Source organism: Priestia sp. P1_B12_1, from assembly GCF_056406695.1.
Window position 1 is genome coordinate 618,868 of record NZ_JBFTZR010000003.1, and the last position, 16,949, is coordinate 635,816.

At 35.6% G+C, this 16,949-nt stretch carries 12 protein-coding genes; 4 read left to right on the forward strand and 8 right to left on the reverse strand.

The window, feature by feature from the left end; translation table 11 throughout:
• Window positions 1-302: 302 nt before the first annotated feature.
• The 6 genes from AC1D0Y_RS14195 to uxaC all read right to left on the reverse strand — a co-directional run bounded on the left by AC1D0Y_RS14195 (window position 303) and on the right by uxaC (window position 8,800).
• Window positions 303-1,700, reverse strand: coding sequence for a glycoside hydrolase family 28 protein (locus AC1D0Y_RS14195; RefSeq protein ID WP_477707712.1), 1,398 nt, complete (start codon window positions 1,698-1,700; stop codon window positions 303-305).
• Window positions 1,701-1,742: 42 nt separating this feature from the next.
• The gene (locus AC1D0Y_RS14200; RefSeq protein WP_477707713.1) at window positions 1,743-3,233 is read right to left on the reverse strand and encodes a UxaA family hydrolase; all 1,491 of its coding nucleotides are present in this window, start codon (window positions 3,231-3,233) and stop codon (window positions 1,743-1,745) included.
• 12 nt (window positions 3,234-3,245) lie between these two features.
• Window positions 3,246-4,709, reverse strand: coding sequence for a tagaturonate reductase (locus AC1D0Y_RS14205; RefSeq protein ID WP_253352691.1), 1,464 nt, complete (start codon window positions 4,707-4,709; stop codon window positions 3,246-3,248).
• A 117-nt stretch (window positions 4,710-4,826) separates the two neighbouring features.
• Window positions 4,827-5,846: a LacI family DNA-binding transcriptional regulator gene (locus AC1D0Y_RS14210; protein ID WP_098579528.1), complete on the reverse strand. Its 1,020-nt coding sequence runs from the start codon at window positions 5,844-5,846 to the stop codon at window positions 4,827-4,829.
• 102 nt (window positions 5,847-5,948) lie between these two features.
• Window positions 5,949-7,331: a glycoside-pentoside-hexuronide (GPH):cation symporter gene (locus AC1D0Y_RS14215; RefSeq protein ID WP_477707714.1), complete on the reverse strand. Its 1,383-nt coding sequence runs from the start codon at window positions 7,329-7,331 to the stop codon at window positions 5,949-5,951.
• Window positions 7,332-7,378: 47 nt separating this feature from the next.
• On the reverse strand, window positions 7,379-8,800 hold the full coding sequence (gene uxaC, locus AC1D0Y_RS14220; RefSeq protein WP_098967154.1) for a glucuronate isomerase: 1,422 nt from the start codon (window positions 8,798-8,800) through the stop codon (window positions 7,379-7,381).
• A 505-nt stretch (window positions 8,801-9,305) separates the two neighbouring features.
• Here uxaC and AC1D0Y_RS14225 point away from each other — a divergent pair.
• Window positions 9,306-9,500, forward strand: coding sequence for a twin-arginine translocase TatA/TatE family subunit (locus AC1D0Y_RS14225; protein WP_033578725.1), 195 nt, complete (start codon window positions 9,306-9,308; stop codon window positions 9,498-9,500).
• 109 nt (window positions 9,501-9,609) lie between these two features.
• Window positions 9,610-10,701, forward strand: a complete 1,092-nt coding sequence (locus AC1D0Y_RS14230) for an AI-2E family transporter (protein WP_016763781.1) — start codon at window positions 9,610-9,612, stop codon at window positions 10,699-10,701.
• A 340-nt stretch (window positions 10,702-11,041) separates the two neighbouring features.
• On the opposite strand, the gene AC1D0Y_RS14235 is transcribed toward AC1D0Y_RS14230, so the two are convergent.
• Window positions 11,042-11,392 (reverse strand): VOC family protein, encoded by a 351-nt coding sequence (locus AC1D0Y_RS14235; RefSeq protein ID WP_013056601.1) that lies wholly within the window; start codon window positions 11,390-11,392, stop codon window positions 11,042-11,044.
• A 376-nt stretch (window positions 11,393-11,768) separates the two neighbouring features.
• On the opposite strand from AC1D0Y_RS14235, the gene AC1D0Y_RS14240 reads away from it, so the two are divergent.
• Together AC1D0Y_RS14240 and AC1D0Y_RS14245 are read left to right on the forward strand one after the other, a co-directional pair.
• The gene (locus tag AC1D0Y_RS14240; protein ID WP_014460532.1) at window positions 11,769-13,199 is read left to right on the forward strand and encodes a hypothetical protein; all 1,431 of its coding nucleotides are present in this window, start codon (window positions 11,769-11,771) and stop codon (window positions 13,197-13,199) included.
• A gap of 899 nt (window positions 13,200-14,098) precedes the next feature.
• A complete protein-coding gene (locus tag AC1D0Y_RS14245) occupies window positions 14,099-15,238 on the forward strand; it encodes a hypothetical protein (protein ID WP_060747457.1) in 1,140 nt (379 codons plus the stop codon).
• Window positions 15,239-15,871: 633 nt separating this feature from the next.
• Here AC1D0Y_RS14245 and AC1D0Y_RS14250 read toward each other — a convergent pair.
• Window positions 15,872-16,906 (reverse strand): DUF3231 family protein, encoded by a 1,035-nt coding sequence (locus AC1D0Y_RS14250; protein WP_264388007.1) that lies wholly within the window; start codon window positions 16,904-16,906, stop codon window positions 15,872-15,874.
• Between the last annotated feature and the right edge of the window lie 43 nt (window positions 16,907-16,949).

Consider the following 16,949-nt stretch of genomic DNA (forward strand, 5'->3'; position numbering starts at 1 on the left):
ATCTTCCCTCACACTTCCCATATCCACATTTAGGTAATAAATTGCTTAGAAAACAATCGTCAAAAATAATTTCTTTCATACATGTTATCTATCAATTAGTAAGAGTCATTTGACTTATCTATAAAATAGTAAAAATTACAGAGCAGGTTTTTACCATTATTAACACATTAAACCCACGTTCATCATCACAACAAAAAAAGACCGCACAATTAATCAATACTCTCGATTAATTGTGCGGATACTTCTTGGGCTAAGATACTTTTGTTCCGCCTTTTACTTGCAGCTGATTATAAACACACCTTTTACCGGTTTGTGTTCATGCAGCTTCCATTTATACAAAGCTCTTCAAACACAGGATCCTTTACATTTTCCATCAATAATGGTGTTGCAACATACTGGAAATTAGAATGACGAATCGTTAGGTTTGTGACGGGAGAACGTTCATAGGCTCGAATCCACAAGCCGTATTTGCCTCCGTTGCTTTGCAAGTTTTCTATGTTGATATTACGAACGACGGGGGTAAAATTCCCTGTGTCTCCTTCTTCATAGTACATGTCTATTTGAATCACTTCACTGCCTACGCTTTTGACCGTATTGTTGCTAAAGTCAATATCTTCAATCGTTCCGCCGCGAACTGAATTTGTTTTAATGCGCAGCGCCCGGTCTAGATTGGGACTGTCCATAACATTGTGCTGAGCAAATACGTTCCGGACACTTCCTGATATTTCACTGCCGATTACAACGCCCCCGTGGCCATCTTTCATTTCGTTTCCTTCAATAATAATGTTTTCACTTGGTACGTTGATTCTTCTTCCATCTGCATTACGCCCCGACTTAATCGCAATACAATCATCTCCATTGTCAAAATAAGAATCTTTAATAAGCACATTTTTACTTGATTCAGGGTCTACTCCATCATTATTAGGACCGTGACCTATAATTTTTACATCATCAATTAAAATGTTCTCGCTTAAGACGGGATTAATTTGCCACATTGGCGAATTTAAAATGGTTACACCTTTTATCATAATATTTTTACTGTGATAAGGCTGAATAAAACTAGGTCTCAAATAGTGCCCTTTACCAAATACGCGCTCTTTAACAGGAACGTTCTCTTCTGCCATTTTAAACAGCAAATCGCGATCTTGCTGTTGATTCGGCTCGCCTTCTTTCCATCCAAACTCCTTTTTTCCTTTCCAAGGCCACCAATGTTCGTTATCCCCCTGTCCATCTAACGTACCTTCTCCTGTAATCGCGATATTTTTTTCGTTATACGCATAGATAAGCGGTGAATAATTATATAGCTCCACGCCTTCCCATCTTGTTAAAACAGCAGGTAAGTATTTTTCAGGATTTTTACTAAACTTAATCGTAGCTTTTTTCATTATATGAAGATTTACATTGCTTTTTAAATAAATCGCACCGGTAACATAAGTTCCTGGTGGGACAACAACGCGCCCTCCTCCTGCTTTGTTAGCCGCTTCGATTGCTTTTTTAAAAGCAGCCGTTGAATCAGACTTTCCATTTCCTGCTGCTCCGTACCGCTTAACATTAAACGTACGGTTTGGAAATGAAGGAGGCTGAATTTGTTCTTTAACTGCTGTTATTTTTTCACTTGCTGAAAGAGCTTCCCCTTGGGCAGAAAACGGTAAAGCAAGCATAAGAGTTATCACAAACAAAGAAAGCACATATTTTTTCACTAGCTTTTCTCCTTTCGTTTAACAATCTAGTAACCGACTTATTTATAAAGTAACGCCTGTTTTGAAAATGGCCATTTCTCTAAAATCATTTTTTTCGTTATTTACAAGCTCTCCGCTAGAAACTCCAATCATGTACTCAATAAAGTTTTCTAACGCAGCTTCTTCCGTTTCGCCTTCAACCAGCACTCCTCCATTAAAATCAATCCAGTGAGGCTTTTTGTTATAAAGAGCGGTGTTTGTGGAAATTTTCATAGTAGGTACAAACGTTCCAAACGGCGTTCCTCGTCCCGTTGTAAACAGGACAATATGACACCCTGAAGCCGCTAAAGCAGTTGAGGCAACTAGATCATTTCCAGGAGCACTTAATAGATTTAAACCGTTAATTTGTAGGCTGCCTCCGTACTTTAACACATCTACGACTGGGGCCGTTCCTGCTTTTTGAGTGCAGCCAAGTGATTTATCCTCTAATGTTGTAATACCGCCTGCTTTATTACCGGGAGAAGGATTTTCATACACCGGCTGATTGTGATTGAGAAAGTACGTTTTAAAATCATTAACAAGATCAACAATTTTATTAAATGTTTCTTCATCAACGGCTCTTTCCATGAGCAAGGTTTCTGCTCCAAACATTTCAGGCACTTCCGTCAAAACCGTTGTGCCTCCTTGAGCAATGAGCCAGTCGGAGAATTTGCCGAGCAGCGGATTTGCCGTAATACCAGATAATCCATCTGACCCACCGCATTTAAGACCTACTTTCAGCCTGGAAATATCAACGTCTTCTCTTTTATCATCTTTAGCAGCAGCATAAATTTCTTTTAACAAAGTGACTCCTGCCTCAACTTCATCCTCAACGTCTTGAGATTGTAAAAACTTCACTCTGCTTTCATCAATTGTACCTAGTGCTTGTTTAAATTCTGTTAAGTTATTATTCTCACATCCAAGCCCTAATACTAATACGCCTCCAGCGTTTGGATGCTGTACCATTCTCGTAAGCATAGTTCTTGTATTACGGTGATCGTCACCGAGCTGAGAACATCCGTAATTGTGTTTTAGAACGGTTACATGCTCAAAAGGCGATATCTCCCCTATTTCTTTTTGAAACTGTTTAATCATTTGTTCGGCTATACCGTTGACGCACCCTACCGTTGGAACAATCCAAAGCTCATTTCTAATTCCGGCATCTCCGTTTTTGCGGGGATATCCTTTAAACGTTAGCGATTGTTTTTTTTCTTTAGGAGCTGCTAACTTTTGATGAAATTCATATTCATTAACATTATTTAAATTTGTTTTTGTGTTATGCGTATGCACCCATTCACCAGGTGAAATAGAGTGAGTCGCATGCCCGATTGGAAAACCGTATTTTACAATGTTGCCGCCCGCTGAAATTGGCGTAAGAGCTATTTTATGGCCCCGTTTCACTTCTTCTTTTAGAGAAATTTCTTTTCCATCAACCATAAGGTTCTCTTGTGCTAAAAAATCTCGTAAAGCTACTGCTACATTATCTTCCTCATGAATACGAATTACTTCTTTCATATGCTTCACCTCTTACTGTTTAGTTGCGGTTACATAGAGAATTTCTTTTATTGCCTGTTTCATTCCGAGAGTTTCAATGGCTAAGACTCCATTTGTTACGGCTTCTGTTAAGCTAGGAATCGTATTTAAATTCTCTCCCCAATGCTCTTTATATCCCAGCACTTCTTTTACAATGTAAGAAATGCTTTTTTCAGTACCGTCAAACGTATTCCAAAGGGATTCATACAATTCTAGAACTGCAGGGTCATCTGATAGTTCAATTTTTTCTCCTTCTCTTTTTCCTTTATAAAAAGAAATGAGGGCACTGAGGGAAAATGTAAGCAAGACAGGCAGCGTTCCTTGCTTTTCAACGTACTCTTTAAGAGTTGGGATGTTTCGCGTTTTAAACTTTGTCATGCTGTTCAAAGAGATGCTCATTAATTCGTGGTGGATAAACGGATTTTGAAACCGTTCTAATGCAGATTTAGCAAATGACAAAGACTCTTCTTCCGAAACAGGTAAGCAAGGAATAATTTCTTCATACAGACACTTTCGAATAAACGTTCCGATTACTTCATCTTCGACTGCTTCTCTGACCGTATTTAGTTCCGCTAAATACGCAACAGGCATCATAGCAGTATGAATACCGTTTAAAATTCTGACTTTCTGCAGCGCATACGGTGCAATGTCGTTCACAAATTTTACATGTAAACCAGCTTCTTCCGCAGGAAACTCCGCTTTCACCCACTCTGGTCCTTCAATAACCCATAAGTAAAATGGCTCTGCGATAACAAAAAAATCATCTTCATAACTCACTTCAGCCAGTGTATTTTTATCGTTTGGATACCCTGGCACAATTCGATCAACAAGCGTGCAGCAAAAAGCGTTTGCTTCGTGTATCCACTCGGTAAATTTCTTTTCTAAGTTCCATTTGTCGGCATAGCGCAATACCATTTTCTTTAACAAGTCCCCGTTTCGCTCCACTAATTCACAAGGAAGGATAATAAGTCCCTTTGTGGGGTCTCCTTGAAAAGCTTTAAACCGCTTATATAGAAATGCTGTGACTTTCCCTGGAAAACTCTTTTGCGGTGCATGTTCCAAGCGGTCTTCTTCTAAAAATGCGATGCCTGCTTCTGTTGTATTAGAAATAAGAAATCTTAGCTCTTCTTTCTCCGCTAATTGCATATACGCCTCATAATCTTCATATGGATTTAGACCTCGGCTAATAGATTCAATTACTTCATGTTCTTTGACTGCTTTACCGTCTTGAATTCCTTGAAGAGAAACCGTAAACAAACCGTCTTGCTCATTCAATTTACCTGCATTTCCCGTAATTCTCGGATTGACAGCTACTATACTGCCTTTGAATGCAGTGTGTTTGTTCATTTGATGAATTTGCCAATCAGCAAACCCTCTTAGAAATACGCCTTCTCCAAACTGCAGTACTTTTTCTGGGTATATACGTGTGTTAGCTTGCATCTGACGGTTTAACTTCATGTTAGCATCTCCTTCTTTGCACACATTAACATTGTTATTTTTATAGCTTTTTATATTGTTTTATTACTTAAAAATGTTAACGTTAACATTTTTGGGCCGGTTATACTAAATAACCGGCTACATAGATGAGCGTGACTTTACAGACTGGCGAACCATTAATTCGGTATTAATTAAAACTTTATTTTGCAGCATATTTTTGTCATCTTTGTTCATTTTCATTAATGATAAAACTGCTTCTGCTCCGGTCATGCTGATTTTCTCGATTGGTCTTTTAACGGTTGTTAGTGAAGGAGTGGTGTATTTGGCTAATTCAATATCATCAAATCCAATAATTGATATATCATTGGGTACATTTAGTCCAGACTCGAATGCGGCATTCATAGCACCGATTGCCATATCATCATTTGAACAAAAAACAGCAGTAGGCGGTTGCTTCAACCTTAACAGTGCTTTCATTCCTTCATATCCGCTTTGCATATCGTAATTTCCTTGAATCATATACTCTTGGCGAATAGAAACATTATGATCAATTAACGAGTTAAGAAATCCTTCCTTACGCTGCTGAGTTGATTTAAAGCCTTCTATTCCTTCTATGATTGCAATATGTCTGTGACCTAATTCAATCAAATACTCGCCGGCTTTGTAAGCTCCTTCTTTGTCATTAGACAAAATATTAATAATTGATGAATCGTCAACTTGGCGATTGAGCACAATCAACGGGATGCCTTTCTCTACTACGTTATATATAAAAGTGTTATCACGATCGCTTTGACTCATTAAAATAATCGCATCAAAGCGTTTATTATTGATGTACGTATAATCATCGTAATCGTCAATCCCTCTTACAAATAAATTATACTGAACATCAATTACTTTACTTACCCCTCTAATACTATCCACTAAAAAACTTGGCGACGTACCGTTTGCCATGCTCGTAAAAAACAATCCAATTGTATGAGATTTTTGAAGAACTAAATTTTTCGCATGATAGTCAGGAATATAGTTAAGCGTATTTGCAATATCTAAAATTTTCTTTTTTGTTTTTTCTTTAATAAGCGGACTATTGTTTAATGCACGTGAAACCGTTGTATGTGATACGTTTGCTAGTTTTGCAATATCCTTAATTGTAACACCCATTTCATTTACCTTCCTTTAATGAATCAGTATCGATTTTTATTATAAGGATATCACAAGTTAGTAGGAATAATAAGCAAATGGTGAATGTTATGACAGTTTTGACTAAGACCTAGCATGAATATCTTGAACAATCTCCGCGTGTTTCTTATCCGTTAGCTTATACATAAAACCAATAATCACTGCGGCAATGGATAAAGCAATAGCAGGATATAGTAACAGCAAACTTTTAATCCCCACTAATGTACCTGCCTTTTGTGCCACGTTTGGGGTATACCCAACTAACCCTAAACCAATACCTGATAAGAAGCCGGATAGCGACTGAGCGAGCTTTCGAGAAAAGTTGAACAGTGAATACGTTGTGCCTTCTTTTCTTTCGCCTGTTTCCCATTCACCATAATCAATGATATCTGATACAAATGCCCATGTAATCCCGTTAGGAATGCTGATACCTATAAAAGCAATACTTGCTAAAATCGTAAAAATTACGATGTTAGAAGGCATAAAGAAATTTACTGTGTCCGCTGCAATACTGATTCCTAAGCCAATCATTGCAGCTTGCTTTTTTCCAAATCGGCTAACAAGCTTTGGCAGCATAATGACTCCTAGAAAGGATGAACCAATAATAATAAAGTTCATGTAAGCCATCAATTTAACATTTCCTAAATTATACTGTGCGAAGTAAATAAGCATAGCCGATTTAATATTGTAAGCTGAAATGGTAAATACCGTCATAAACACTAAAATTAAAAGAGGTTTGTTACTTACAAACGTTTTAAAAATAGACTTGACTGATAATTTTTCTTTTGGACTCTCTTTTACGACAATGCGTTCTTTGCAATTGCGATAGCATACATAAAAAGCAATGATGCCAATGACCGACATAATTCCCATGACAACGGGATAACCGATTTTTTCATTTGGAAATAACAGAATGAGCGGTACAACAGCAATGCTGGTTACAAACAGTGCACCTAATGATCCTGTTTGACGAAAAGCAGCAAGAGACGTACGATCGGAAGTATTTTGAGTCATGGATGCGCCTAGCGATCCGTACGGAATATTGACAAATGAATAGCCAATTCCCCAAATCATATAAGAAGCGTACGCATAAATTAATTTACCCGCCGGTGAAAGGTTTGGAGAAATAAACGTGAGTACGGTTAAAATGGCCAACACCATACTTCCGAATAGTAAATACGGTCGGAATTTCCCTTTAGCTCCTATGTTTTGTCGGTAATCAATGGACGAACCAACAATGGGGTCGCAAACTGCTGCAAATAATTTACTTACTAGAAAAATTCCTCCCGCAGCCGCGGCAGGGATGCCTGCCACATCTGTAAAGAACTTCAACAAATACAACTGCCCCAAATCAAACATGAAACCGTTACCAAAATCACCCATACCATAAGATATTTTTTCTTTTACACTAAGATTTTTCTCTTCTACTTTTATTTCAACCTTTCTTTCAGTTGCCACAACACTCATGGTAATCCCCCTTCTCCCCTTGCAATTCTTTAAACTATTTTGCGTGTTTATTTTTGCAGAATATAGGCTGGAAAGCTAAAGTAGTCTTTAGCATTTTCATAACATATTCCTTTTACAATTTGCTCAAGCAGCTGCTGGTCATTAGGCACTTCCCCTTCTTCTACCCACGTACCGATTAAGCTGCATACTAATCTTCTGAAATATTCATGTCTTGTATATGAAAGAAAACTTCGGGAATCTGTCAACATACCGATAAACCGACTAAACAACCCAACGTTTGATAACGCTTTCATTTGTTCTAACATACCTTCTCTTTGATCATTAAACCACCAAGCCGTGCCAAGCTGCAGTTTGCCAGGGATGCCGTCTCCTTGAAAGCTTCCAATTATACTTGCTAATACATAATTATCTTTTGGATTTAACGAATATAAAATCGTCTTTGGCAAACTATTTTGTACGTCCATTTGATCTAAAAGCTGTACGAGAGGCTCTGCCACTTGTCCATCATACATCGAGTCATACCCTGTATCCGGCCCTAACTGGTGAAACATTTTTGTGTTATTGTTTCTAAGAGCATGAAGGTGAAATTGCATTGCCCAACCTAGCTCATTATAAAGATTCCCTAAAAAGATTAACGTATATGATTTGTATTTACTTTCTTCTTCAGTACTTACGCCTTCACCTTTTAAGGCTTTTAAGAAAATCTCCGAAACTTCTTCTTTCGAAGTCTTCGTATATACCATTTTGTTTAGTGCGTGATCAGATAAACGCCCTCCCATAGAATGGAAAAAACGAGCTCGACTTTCAAGAGCTTTTAACAAATCATCATAGGTGTGAATGAAATGATGTGAACAATCTTGCAGCTTTGCAATCCAGTTCTTAAACCCTTCTTGATTGATTTCAAGCCCTTTATCCGGACGAAAGCTTGGAAGTACTTGGGTCTCAAACTCTTGCAAATCTCTTAGTTTCATATGATACTCTAATGAATCTGTTGGGTCATCCGTTGTACAAATAACTTTTACGTTAGAACGTGTAATAAGATCTCTTGCACCAAACTTACCGCTGCGTAATTTCTCGTTTGCTTTTTCCCAAATAAACGGTGCCGTATGTTCATTTAATATTTCATCAATATCAAAGAAACGCTTTAACTCTAGATGCGTCCAATGATATAGCGGATTCCCAATTGTCATCGGAACTGTTTTAGCCCACGCGAGAAATTTCTCATAGTCACTTGCTGATCCTGTTATCTGTTCTTCTTCAATTCCGTTGGCTCTCATCAGTCTCCATTTATAGTGATCTCCATCTAGCCAAACGTTAGTTAACGTTTTAAACTGTTTATTCTCATAAATTTCCTGTGGGTTTAAGTGGCAGTGATAATCAATAATCGGCATATCTTTTGCGTAAGTATTATACAAGTGTGCTGCTGTTTCATTTGTTAATAAAAAATTGTCATCCATAAACTTTTTCATTCCTATTCACTCCTTCATTTTTTGTTAACGTTAACAAAATTATATAAATTGATGAATACTCTTATTTATAGATAGCTATATTAATAAGATATAATCTTCAATACCAAAAATGTTAACGTTAACATTTTATTTAATTCTATTACTTATTTCTAAATTTTACAACAATTTATATTTATATTTTTTCGTTTTTTTTCTTTCCTTGTTTTCATATACTGATTCTTTAATTTTAAAAACACGATTTCTGACATGATTCCATAAGAATTAAAGCAAATTTTTTTACATAGAGCTTATAAGGTTACTAAGACGAATAGCTGTCTTTAATGCTATAATTAACTTCGTATGCATCACTACTAGCATTTAAATCATACATAGCCGCTCCACCTTGTTTTCGTATCATTTAAAATAAAGGAATTTTAAAGAGAAAAGTGAATAGTATAAACATGCACTTTATTTACTATCTCTTTTTAATTTTCATATATTCATTGCTTTTAAAGGAGAGGATATCATGCCAGGAGCCACAAGCATGGTCGTAATCGGGATTACTGCCTTAATTGTATTTGGACCAAGTAAATTGCCGGACATAGGACGAGCATTTGGACATTCCCTGCGAGAATTTAAAAATGCAGCAGAAGGAATTATACAGGATGACGACAAAAAAACTCCAGAGGATACTACTGAAGATAAAGAGGAAAAAGCCTAATTTCTATGTAAATAAAAGTTATACAGACTAAAAAGCCCACTTTTCACGTGCAGTGGGTTTCTTTTTTGATGTATGATAGTAAAAAATAGTAAAGAAAGAGGGTACCTTTTTGTTTAAATCGAAACTGCATTTTTGGACATTAGAACTATTAATGATTGCTTTACTGATTTACATTTGTAAACATATTTCGTTTGTTTTTCTACCAATCGGTGTGTTTATCTCCACTTTGTTTTTCCCTATTCTCGTAGCTGGTTTTCTTTTCTTTTTATTCGAACCAATTGTGTCATTTCTCACAAGGAAAAAAGTGCCAAAAACACTGGCCATTTTACTATTATATGTTGTTTTTATCGGCGTAATTGCTTCTATTGTAGGCGGTGTGGGACCTACTTTATCTAAACAATTAACTGATTTGGCTAAAAATATTCCGTCTTATATTGTAGAAACGAGAGAGTACATAAATGATTTATCTAACTCAAGATGGTTTAACTGGCTCGTTGAACAAAAATATGTGTCGCTCGATCATATTGAAGAGTCACTTTTAAACTACGCGTCTACTTTACCTACGAATCTCACAAACAGTATTTCATCTGTTTTAAGCGTCGTAACCAATATTACACTTACGGTTGTAACCGTTCCTTTCATTCTTTTTTATATGCTTAAAGACAGCCATAAACTTCGTAAAAATACGCTGCGTATGGTTCCTGCTTCTTACCGAAAAGAAACGTTACGTACAATGAAAGAAACAACAAATACGCTAGCTACTTATATTCAAGGCCAAATGCTCGTTTGTTTGTTTGTCGGTATTAGTACATTCATTGGTTACCTCATCATCGGGTTGCCTTATGCATTGATACTAGCACTAATAGGAGCCCTTACTAATATTATCCCGTACGTCGGCCCTTTTATTGGCGTAGCACCCGCTTTAATCGTAGGTTTATTATACTCTCCTACAAAAGCGATATTAGTAATTATCGTCGTCGTAATCGTTCAACAGCTAGATGGGAACATTATTTCTCCGCTGGTAATTGGAAAGAAATTAAACACTCATCCTTTAACGATTATTATTTTATTGCTTGTTGCTGGTAATATTGCAGGAATACTCGGAATGATCTTAGCGATTCCGGCTTATGCTGTAACAAAAACAATTGTGATAAATATTGTAAGAATGATTCAATTCAGAAACAAATCTGTCAAGCTATAAAACGCAAAAGCAAGCCAATAAAGAGGCTGGTATAAAGTTATTTTAGTTGAAGTTAAATCCGAACTATTAATCAGATTAGATTAATAGTTCGGATTTTTTGTTGTCATATTGGACGTAAGTTTCGTGCAGCTACTTCTGGCTGTTGATTGGAGAGCAAGGCGAAGACTTCTTCGTGAAAAGCGGAAGGATTGAGGAGGATCATCGCCTGCCAGCGAAAAGCGAACTCTTGCACGGAACTCAACAGTGGTGTCACAAGCGGTTCAACTCCTTTATCCCATTTGTTTGTCTTTAGATTGAGGTAATTTCGTTATGTCTTAATGTCTTTTATCTTCCCATGAGTTCAGCACTGACACACCATCAGATGATTTCCATCCGGATCTTTAAATGTAAACCAATGATTGTGTTGAATTCCTGTCGTTAGCTCTACTTTTTTCTGTTTCATATATTCATAAGCTTCTTTGATATCGTTTGTATTCAAATGAAATGCTGGCGTTTTAAAAAGCGTATTTTTTGAATAAGTTTTGCTATCTAATACAATTCCGGTTCCATTCATAGGTATCACATATAAATGATCATATAAAATGTCTCCATCTGCTATTAAACCTAGTATGTCACAATACCAATCTCGTGCTTTTTTTATGTCCTTTACAGGAATAAAAACCGTGCCTACTTCATTTAATATAGGGTTCATTTATGACCTCCGGTATGGATTTAGTAGTTTTACAAAGTATTCTCTTTTAGTCGCTGATAACCTTTTATTTTGAGATACTTTCTATCAGTCCATTAAACTCGGTAGCAGAATTAGCAGTCTTGCGGACACGGCTATTCTCCGTACATAAGCTACACGACAAATATAGATACTTCATGACAAAATGCAGATGACTAAAAAAGAAAATGAGAAAATCTCCCCCTTCTCCTGCTTTGCACGTGTATAATGAAAAATAGACTATAGATAGTAGCCGTCTTTTGTTTGTAGCATCGAACTTTCGTGCATTACAATAGATTTAAAACCACTATCCAACTAAGAATTAAAATGACTAACTTAAGGTTAAGGAGGTTAGATGTGTATGGATTATTCATCTTTACTCATACGCGAAGTCATTGATAGAGTATCTAAATTACGCCTCTTATCTGTTTATAATGAAAGTATAAAAAGTGATTTAGAAAGCACCATCCTCCCTCTTTATCAGCAGCACTTTGAAAATAAAGATGTAAACGAGGCGTTGAGGATTTTAAAAAAAGACTTTCTCAATCGTACGAAACGCAGATGGTTAGATGCTGCTATACGCGATTATGAGCAAAAAAAGCCCAAGAAGAATAAAGAGCTGATTGGAGAATACAAAGCGCTAACAGCTTATTATAAAACGAACGGAAAAGAACTCTTTTGCAAACAGTTTGAAAACGTATCATCTCCGGAAGAAGTCATTGATAAACGAATTGGTATTCTACGTGAATGGAGTCAAGAAGATAGCTTCTTCTTAACGGATTATCCTTATATTCATCAAAAAACCAAGACCCAGCGAGAAAAAGCAATCCATACGGATATATCTATTATTATTGGGCTGACCATACTGGACCCAAGCTTTCAAAACGGAAATCATAGTATTATTGAAAGCCCTTTTTCAACTGTAGAGAACCCTTTTTTCTCTAACTCAAGAGCAAAGCTTCTCGTCGAGCAACCCCTATTAGAGAAAGAAGGAAAAGAATATTTCTTAAGTACTTATAACTCTGAAGACGGGACAGATTACGAATTGTTAATAGAAAAAGAATACGCTGAAGAAAATGGAAACAAGATTAGTGATTTAGATCGGTTTGATTATAAAGTGTTTTTAGAAATCATGAGCCAGCGCGACGAGTTGTTCGCTACACAGAAAATCATTAACGTAAAAATTGGTGACCTTGTGAAAGCACTTTATAAAACAGACAGTAAGCGCAACTATCAAATGATAGAAGAAAGAATTACAAAAATGAAGCACTACAGCATGACAAAAGTACAGCATAATAAGAAAATTGCCTACGGTATTTTTGACTTTGTGGATATTACTACGATGCCGAACGGAACGCGAATTGCTGAAATTCACGTCAACGAAGTGATATATAGAGACTATATTCAACGCCAAACGGTGCGTATTTATAAAAATAAAGTAGAAAAATTAAGTTTAGACGCCGCTTATCATTTGCTATTCGTTATGCAAAAAGAGCGTCTCATTTGCTATGAAACAAAATCTTCATACAATGTCACAAGAGATTATTTATATTTTTCGACAAGAGTCCGCTTTCGAAAAAGACGAAAAAAAGAAAACCTTGTCGAAATTGAAACAGCCTTAGATGAGCTAGTCGAACAAAAACTAGCTGTTCAATCTTATAAAAGAGTAGGCCAAGTGTTTCAGATTACCTTTATTCCTGTGGGAGAAAGTGAAGTAAAAGACTTATTAGCCGGTGATTACGAATATGCTCCCCTTTCTATTTATCAAAACGTAACAAGTTCTATAGGCTAAAAAAGAATGCCCTTATAATCTTTATAAGGGCATTCTTTTTATCTATCTACTATTAGTTACCGCACTTTTTGCTCCACATTTCCGTGCAAAAGTGTTTTTTTGCTCCAATTCTCCATGTAAACATATTATTTCCCCTGCTAATATGGCAGTTAAACTTCACCTTACCCGTCATTTTGTGAACTTTTCGTGTCTGAAAAAATCGTTATAATTGCTTTTTGCTCCAGATTCCCGTGCAAATGTGTCGTTTTTCTTTCTATACTGCATTTACTATAAGTTTGGCTCCAATCTTCCGTGCAAATATGCCACTTTTACATAAATTTTCTTGTGACAGCGACTTTCCCTCTTCATTTTCTCCAATTTTTGCTCCACATCTCCGTGCAAAAGTGTTTTTTGCTCCAGATTTCCGTGCAAACATGTCATTTTCTTAAAAAAACGCTATTTTCTCTGCAAATGTTTGTTTATCCCCTTTGAAAATGTGAACTTTTTGTGTCTCAAAAAAGGGTATTTTTCTTTTTTTTGTCCCTATTTTCCGTGCAAATGTGTCACTTTCTTACCTGAATCTTTACTTTTATTATTTTTGCTCCTATTCTCCGTGCAAATATGTCATTTTTACATCAAAATTTTTTTGAATTTGTCGCATTTTGTGTATTTCATCCGTCACAATACGACATTTAGCTTAAGAATGCTGTTTTATCAACGTTTATAAAATATAAAACTATTTTTGCTCCACATCTCCGTGCAAATATGTCACCTTGTAAATAGATGTTTCATCCCTTGGTATCACTAGTATTCTAAAAAAATGCACCATTTTCCCGTGCAAATATGTCATTTTACAGCCTATATGACTGTGTCTATACTGTAAAAGACGACGTATATAGTTTTGGAAAGGAGGTAACTACATGAGTGTACAAAAGCTGTCACTAAAACGGCACACCCTTATAGCAAATAAGCTGCTGATTGTCATGAGCGGCTTAAATAGAAACACGAAACGAGACAATAGCTATTACTATGAAAAACATTCATTTGGTCTTGCAAAAAACTTTGTAGATATAAAGTGGACAGGTTCTCTGATGAAGCAAATTTTAGCTTACGTAGCCAAATGTAACAGCCAGGGTCATATTTCAATTATTTCTGAGCAAGAACTGGCTAATACAATCCAATGTTCCGTTCGGACCGTTCAAAATAATAATAAGCTTTTAGAAGACTATGACATCATTCGCTGGGATCGTTTATGGGGAGACTATATTCAAGTTTCTTTAAACAACTATTTAGAGGATTTTTTAGATTTACATATAAAAGAAGCTGCTGATGTTCAAAACATATCATATAATCCTGAAATGCTTGATGAAGATCACAATACATATACTTCAAAAGGTGGTTATACTTCTGTTTCGATGGAAGTGATTTATCAACTGCTGGCTATTAAAAATATCAACATGCTGCGTCTGGCTTTACGTGCGTTGTACGTATACGAATCTGATGTAAACGTAAAGAAAGATTCAGAAGCACTTTTATCTTACACTGAGGTAAAACACATTCTTCCAAAATACATTGGCTATAAAGCTGCTATTAAAGAAATGGCTAGTAAATTGAGTACAATTTTCCGCATCGATATACTAGAAAAAGATGATTGTGTCAAAACATTATTAGAAGAAAAGCAGCCAAGAAAATCAATTATTGAAAAAATCAAGGATGGTTTTATTTTAAGCTTTAATTTAACTGGTGCTCATGATAGTAAAAAGCAAAAAGAAATCGAAAAAATCCGTGGAGAGCATGCATTTGCTCAGTTTAAGAATTTCTTTAAATCTTTTGGTCATTATTCCATTAAAAAAGAAGATATTCATTCCATTGTACATGAGTTTGGGTTAGATATAATCGAAAAATCATTAACGTCCGTTCAGCGTTACCTACAACAAACTTACATAGAAGAAAGTATGGATGCATTTCGCCCTCTTGTGCATGAAATGGAGTCAAATTTCTTTACGTATATCCGCAAAATTGCCAACGGGTATTATCAGGCAAAAATTAACGCTCTATAATACTCTTTTTTGTTATGCCTTTTTTTACTCATTTCTACTCTATTTTCCTTCCATTCTTTCTTTCTCTTTCACTTACTAAAACATAAATGTCTCTCAGCTATAATAAATACCTTTAAATGATAATGATTTTCGTTTTCATGAAAAAAATCAACTAAATGAACAAAAAATACAATAAATAAACGTTATTTTCCGAACTACTGCGTAGAAAATATAGCTGTTATAAAAAAATCCTATATGTTTTCGTGGAAATTCTTGTAGTAAGCGGCAGTTTTTTTGATGGCTTCATTCCTTATAACCTTAGTCAGCAGAAGGCTTTTATCCATATAAGTTTTAGCAATGTTTATAATTTCTTTAATTTCTTTTTAATCTCTTATAAATGTATAGTAATTTCTATAAAATAATGAGCAGCAAATAAATAACATTTTTTTATACATGGAGACATTAAGCTCCTATACAAATTGTAATCATAAATTGGTTTAGTTTAATGAACAGCAAATATAAAAACAGAATTAACTTCTTTTCCTCTCTTCAAATAAAAAACACACAAAACAGATGTCCAGATTTTGTGTGTTTTTTATTCATTAGAGCTATATAGGTTAAGAACTTTTACATATTTTAAAGCAAGTTATTTAATTAGTTGGAGTTTAAATGATTTCTATCTACCGCTGCCGGTGGTGTTTCCATCCAGCCGTTTTCCATCATAATATCCGCTGCATCTTTTACAAACCTCGAGATATTTGTCATTGATTTTCCATATAACAGCGCCAAATCATGTCTTCCATTGACGGCTACTGAATTTCCAAAAGCCCTCATTTTCATTGAGAACATATCCATTTTATGAAACAGCATCAATTTATCCGAAAACGGTGAAAAAGTCGAAGTAGTAATTAAATGATCAAGAAAGGATGGCGCTGGTAAATTATCTCGATGAAGTTTTTCAATATAGCGTTCTACCGCTTTATTGGTCAGATCTTCACCTTTTACAAATAGCGCACGGATTTTTTCACTTTTAACAACTTGACTAAATGCCAAAATTAAGGCTTTGCTTGTCACATTATTCTCGATGTTATCATATAGATGAGCAATTTCTAATGCATGCAAAGGTCGAACATCTCCTATAAACCCGCTTAGATAATGAGTAGTAGCGATGTTCACTTTTTCTGGTGCGGGAATAATTGGCGGCTTAATAATAAATCCTTTATCCATTAAGATTGCCTTTATTTGCTCCATCAGTTCCATTGTTGCTTTCATACAATATGTTAAAAATGTCTTTACATCTTCTCTATACATTAGGGGCAGTGCGATACTGTAAATGCTTAATCCCGCTTTAGCAGCATATTTTAAATAATGCACGTAAAATTCATCTTCAAACAGCTTTGGAGCACCTAGGTTCACATCTTCTTGCGTAAATCCATATGGAATTGGCACATTCTCTTTTGTGAAAATGTCTTTTACGTTACTTTGAAATTCTTCCGTTAAACCTTTTGCATGCTGTAACAGCTTTTTTATATCAGGATCTTCAACGTGTTCAAGAAAATAACTTAAAATATACGAAGACATGCTGTTGCCCATATAGGTTGCCCAAAGTTTACCCATTTCAGGGGCTGTTAATTTCTCTTTCACGCTTGTTTTTTTTGAACCTATTTTAATTGGTTTGATTGTTTCCATCTATAATCTCCTAATTCGATTTGTTCTTAGGTTGGTCTTTTCT

Coding starts and splice junctions, on each gene's coding strand:
- AC1D0Y_RS14240 (WP_014460532.1), top strand. CDS start 11,769: ATGGATTATTCATCTTTACTCATACGCGAAGTCATTGATAGAGTATCT.
- AC1D0Y_RS14250 (WP_264388007.1), bottom strand. CDS start 16,906: ATGGAAACAATCAAACCAATTAAAATAGGTTCAAAAAAAACAAGCGTG.
- AC1D0Y_RS14200 (WP_477707713.1), bottom strand. CDS start 3,233: ATGAAAGAAGTAATTCGTATTCATGAGGAAGATAATGTAGCAGTAGCT.
- AC1D0Y_RS14210 (WP_098579528.1), bottom strand. CDS start 5,846: ATGGGTGTTACAATTAAGGATATTGCAAAACTAGCAAACGTATCACAT.
- AC1D0Y_RS14215 (WP_477707714.1), bottom strand. CDS start 7,331: ATGAGTGTTGTGGCAACTGAAAGAAAGGTTGAAATAAAAGTAGAAGAG.
- uxaC (WP_098967154.1), bottom strand. CDS start 8,800: ATGAAAAAGTTTATGGATGACAATTTTTTATTAACAAATGAAACAGCA.
- AC1D0Y_RS14225 (WP_033578725.1), top strand. CDS start 9,306: ATGCCAGGAGCCACAAGCATGGTCGTAATCGGGATTACTGCCTTAATT.
- AC1D0Y_RS14235 (WP_013056601.1), bottom strand. CDS start 11,392: ATGAACCCTATATTAAATGAAGTAGGCACGGTTTTTATTCCTGTAAAG.
- AC1D0Y_RS14245 (WP_060747457.1), top strand. CDS start 14,099: ATGAGTGTACAAAAGCTGTCACTAAAACGGCACACCCTTATAGCAAAT.
- AC1D0Y_RS14205 (WP_253352691.1), bottom strand. CDS start 4,709: ATGAAGTTAAACCGTCAGATGCAAGCTAACACACGTATATACCCAGAA.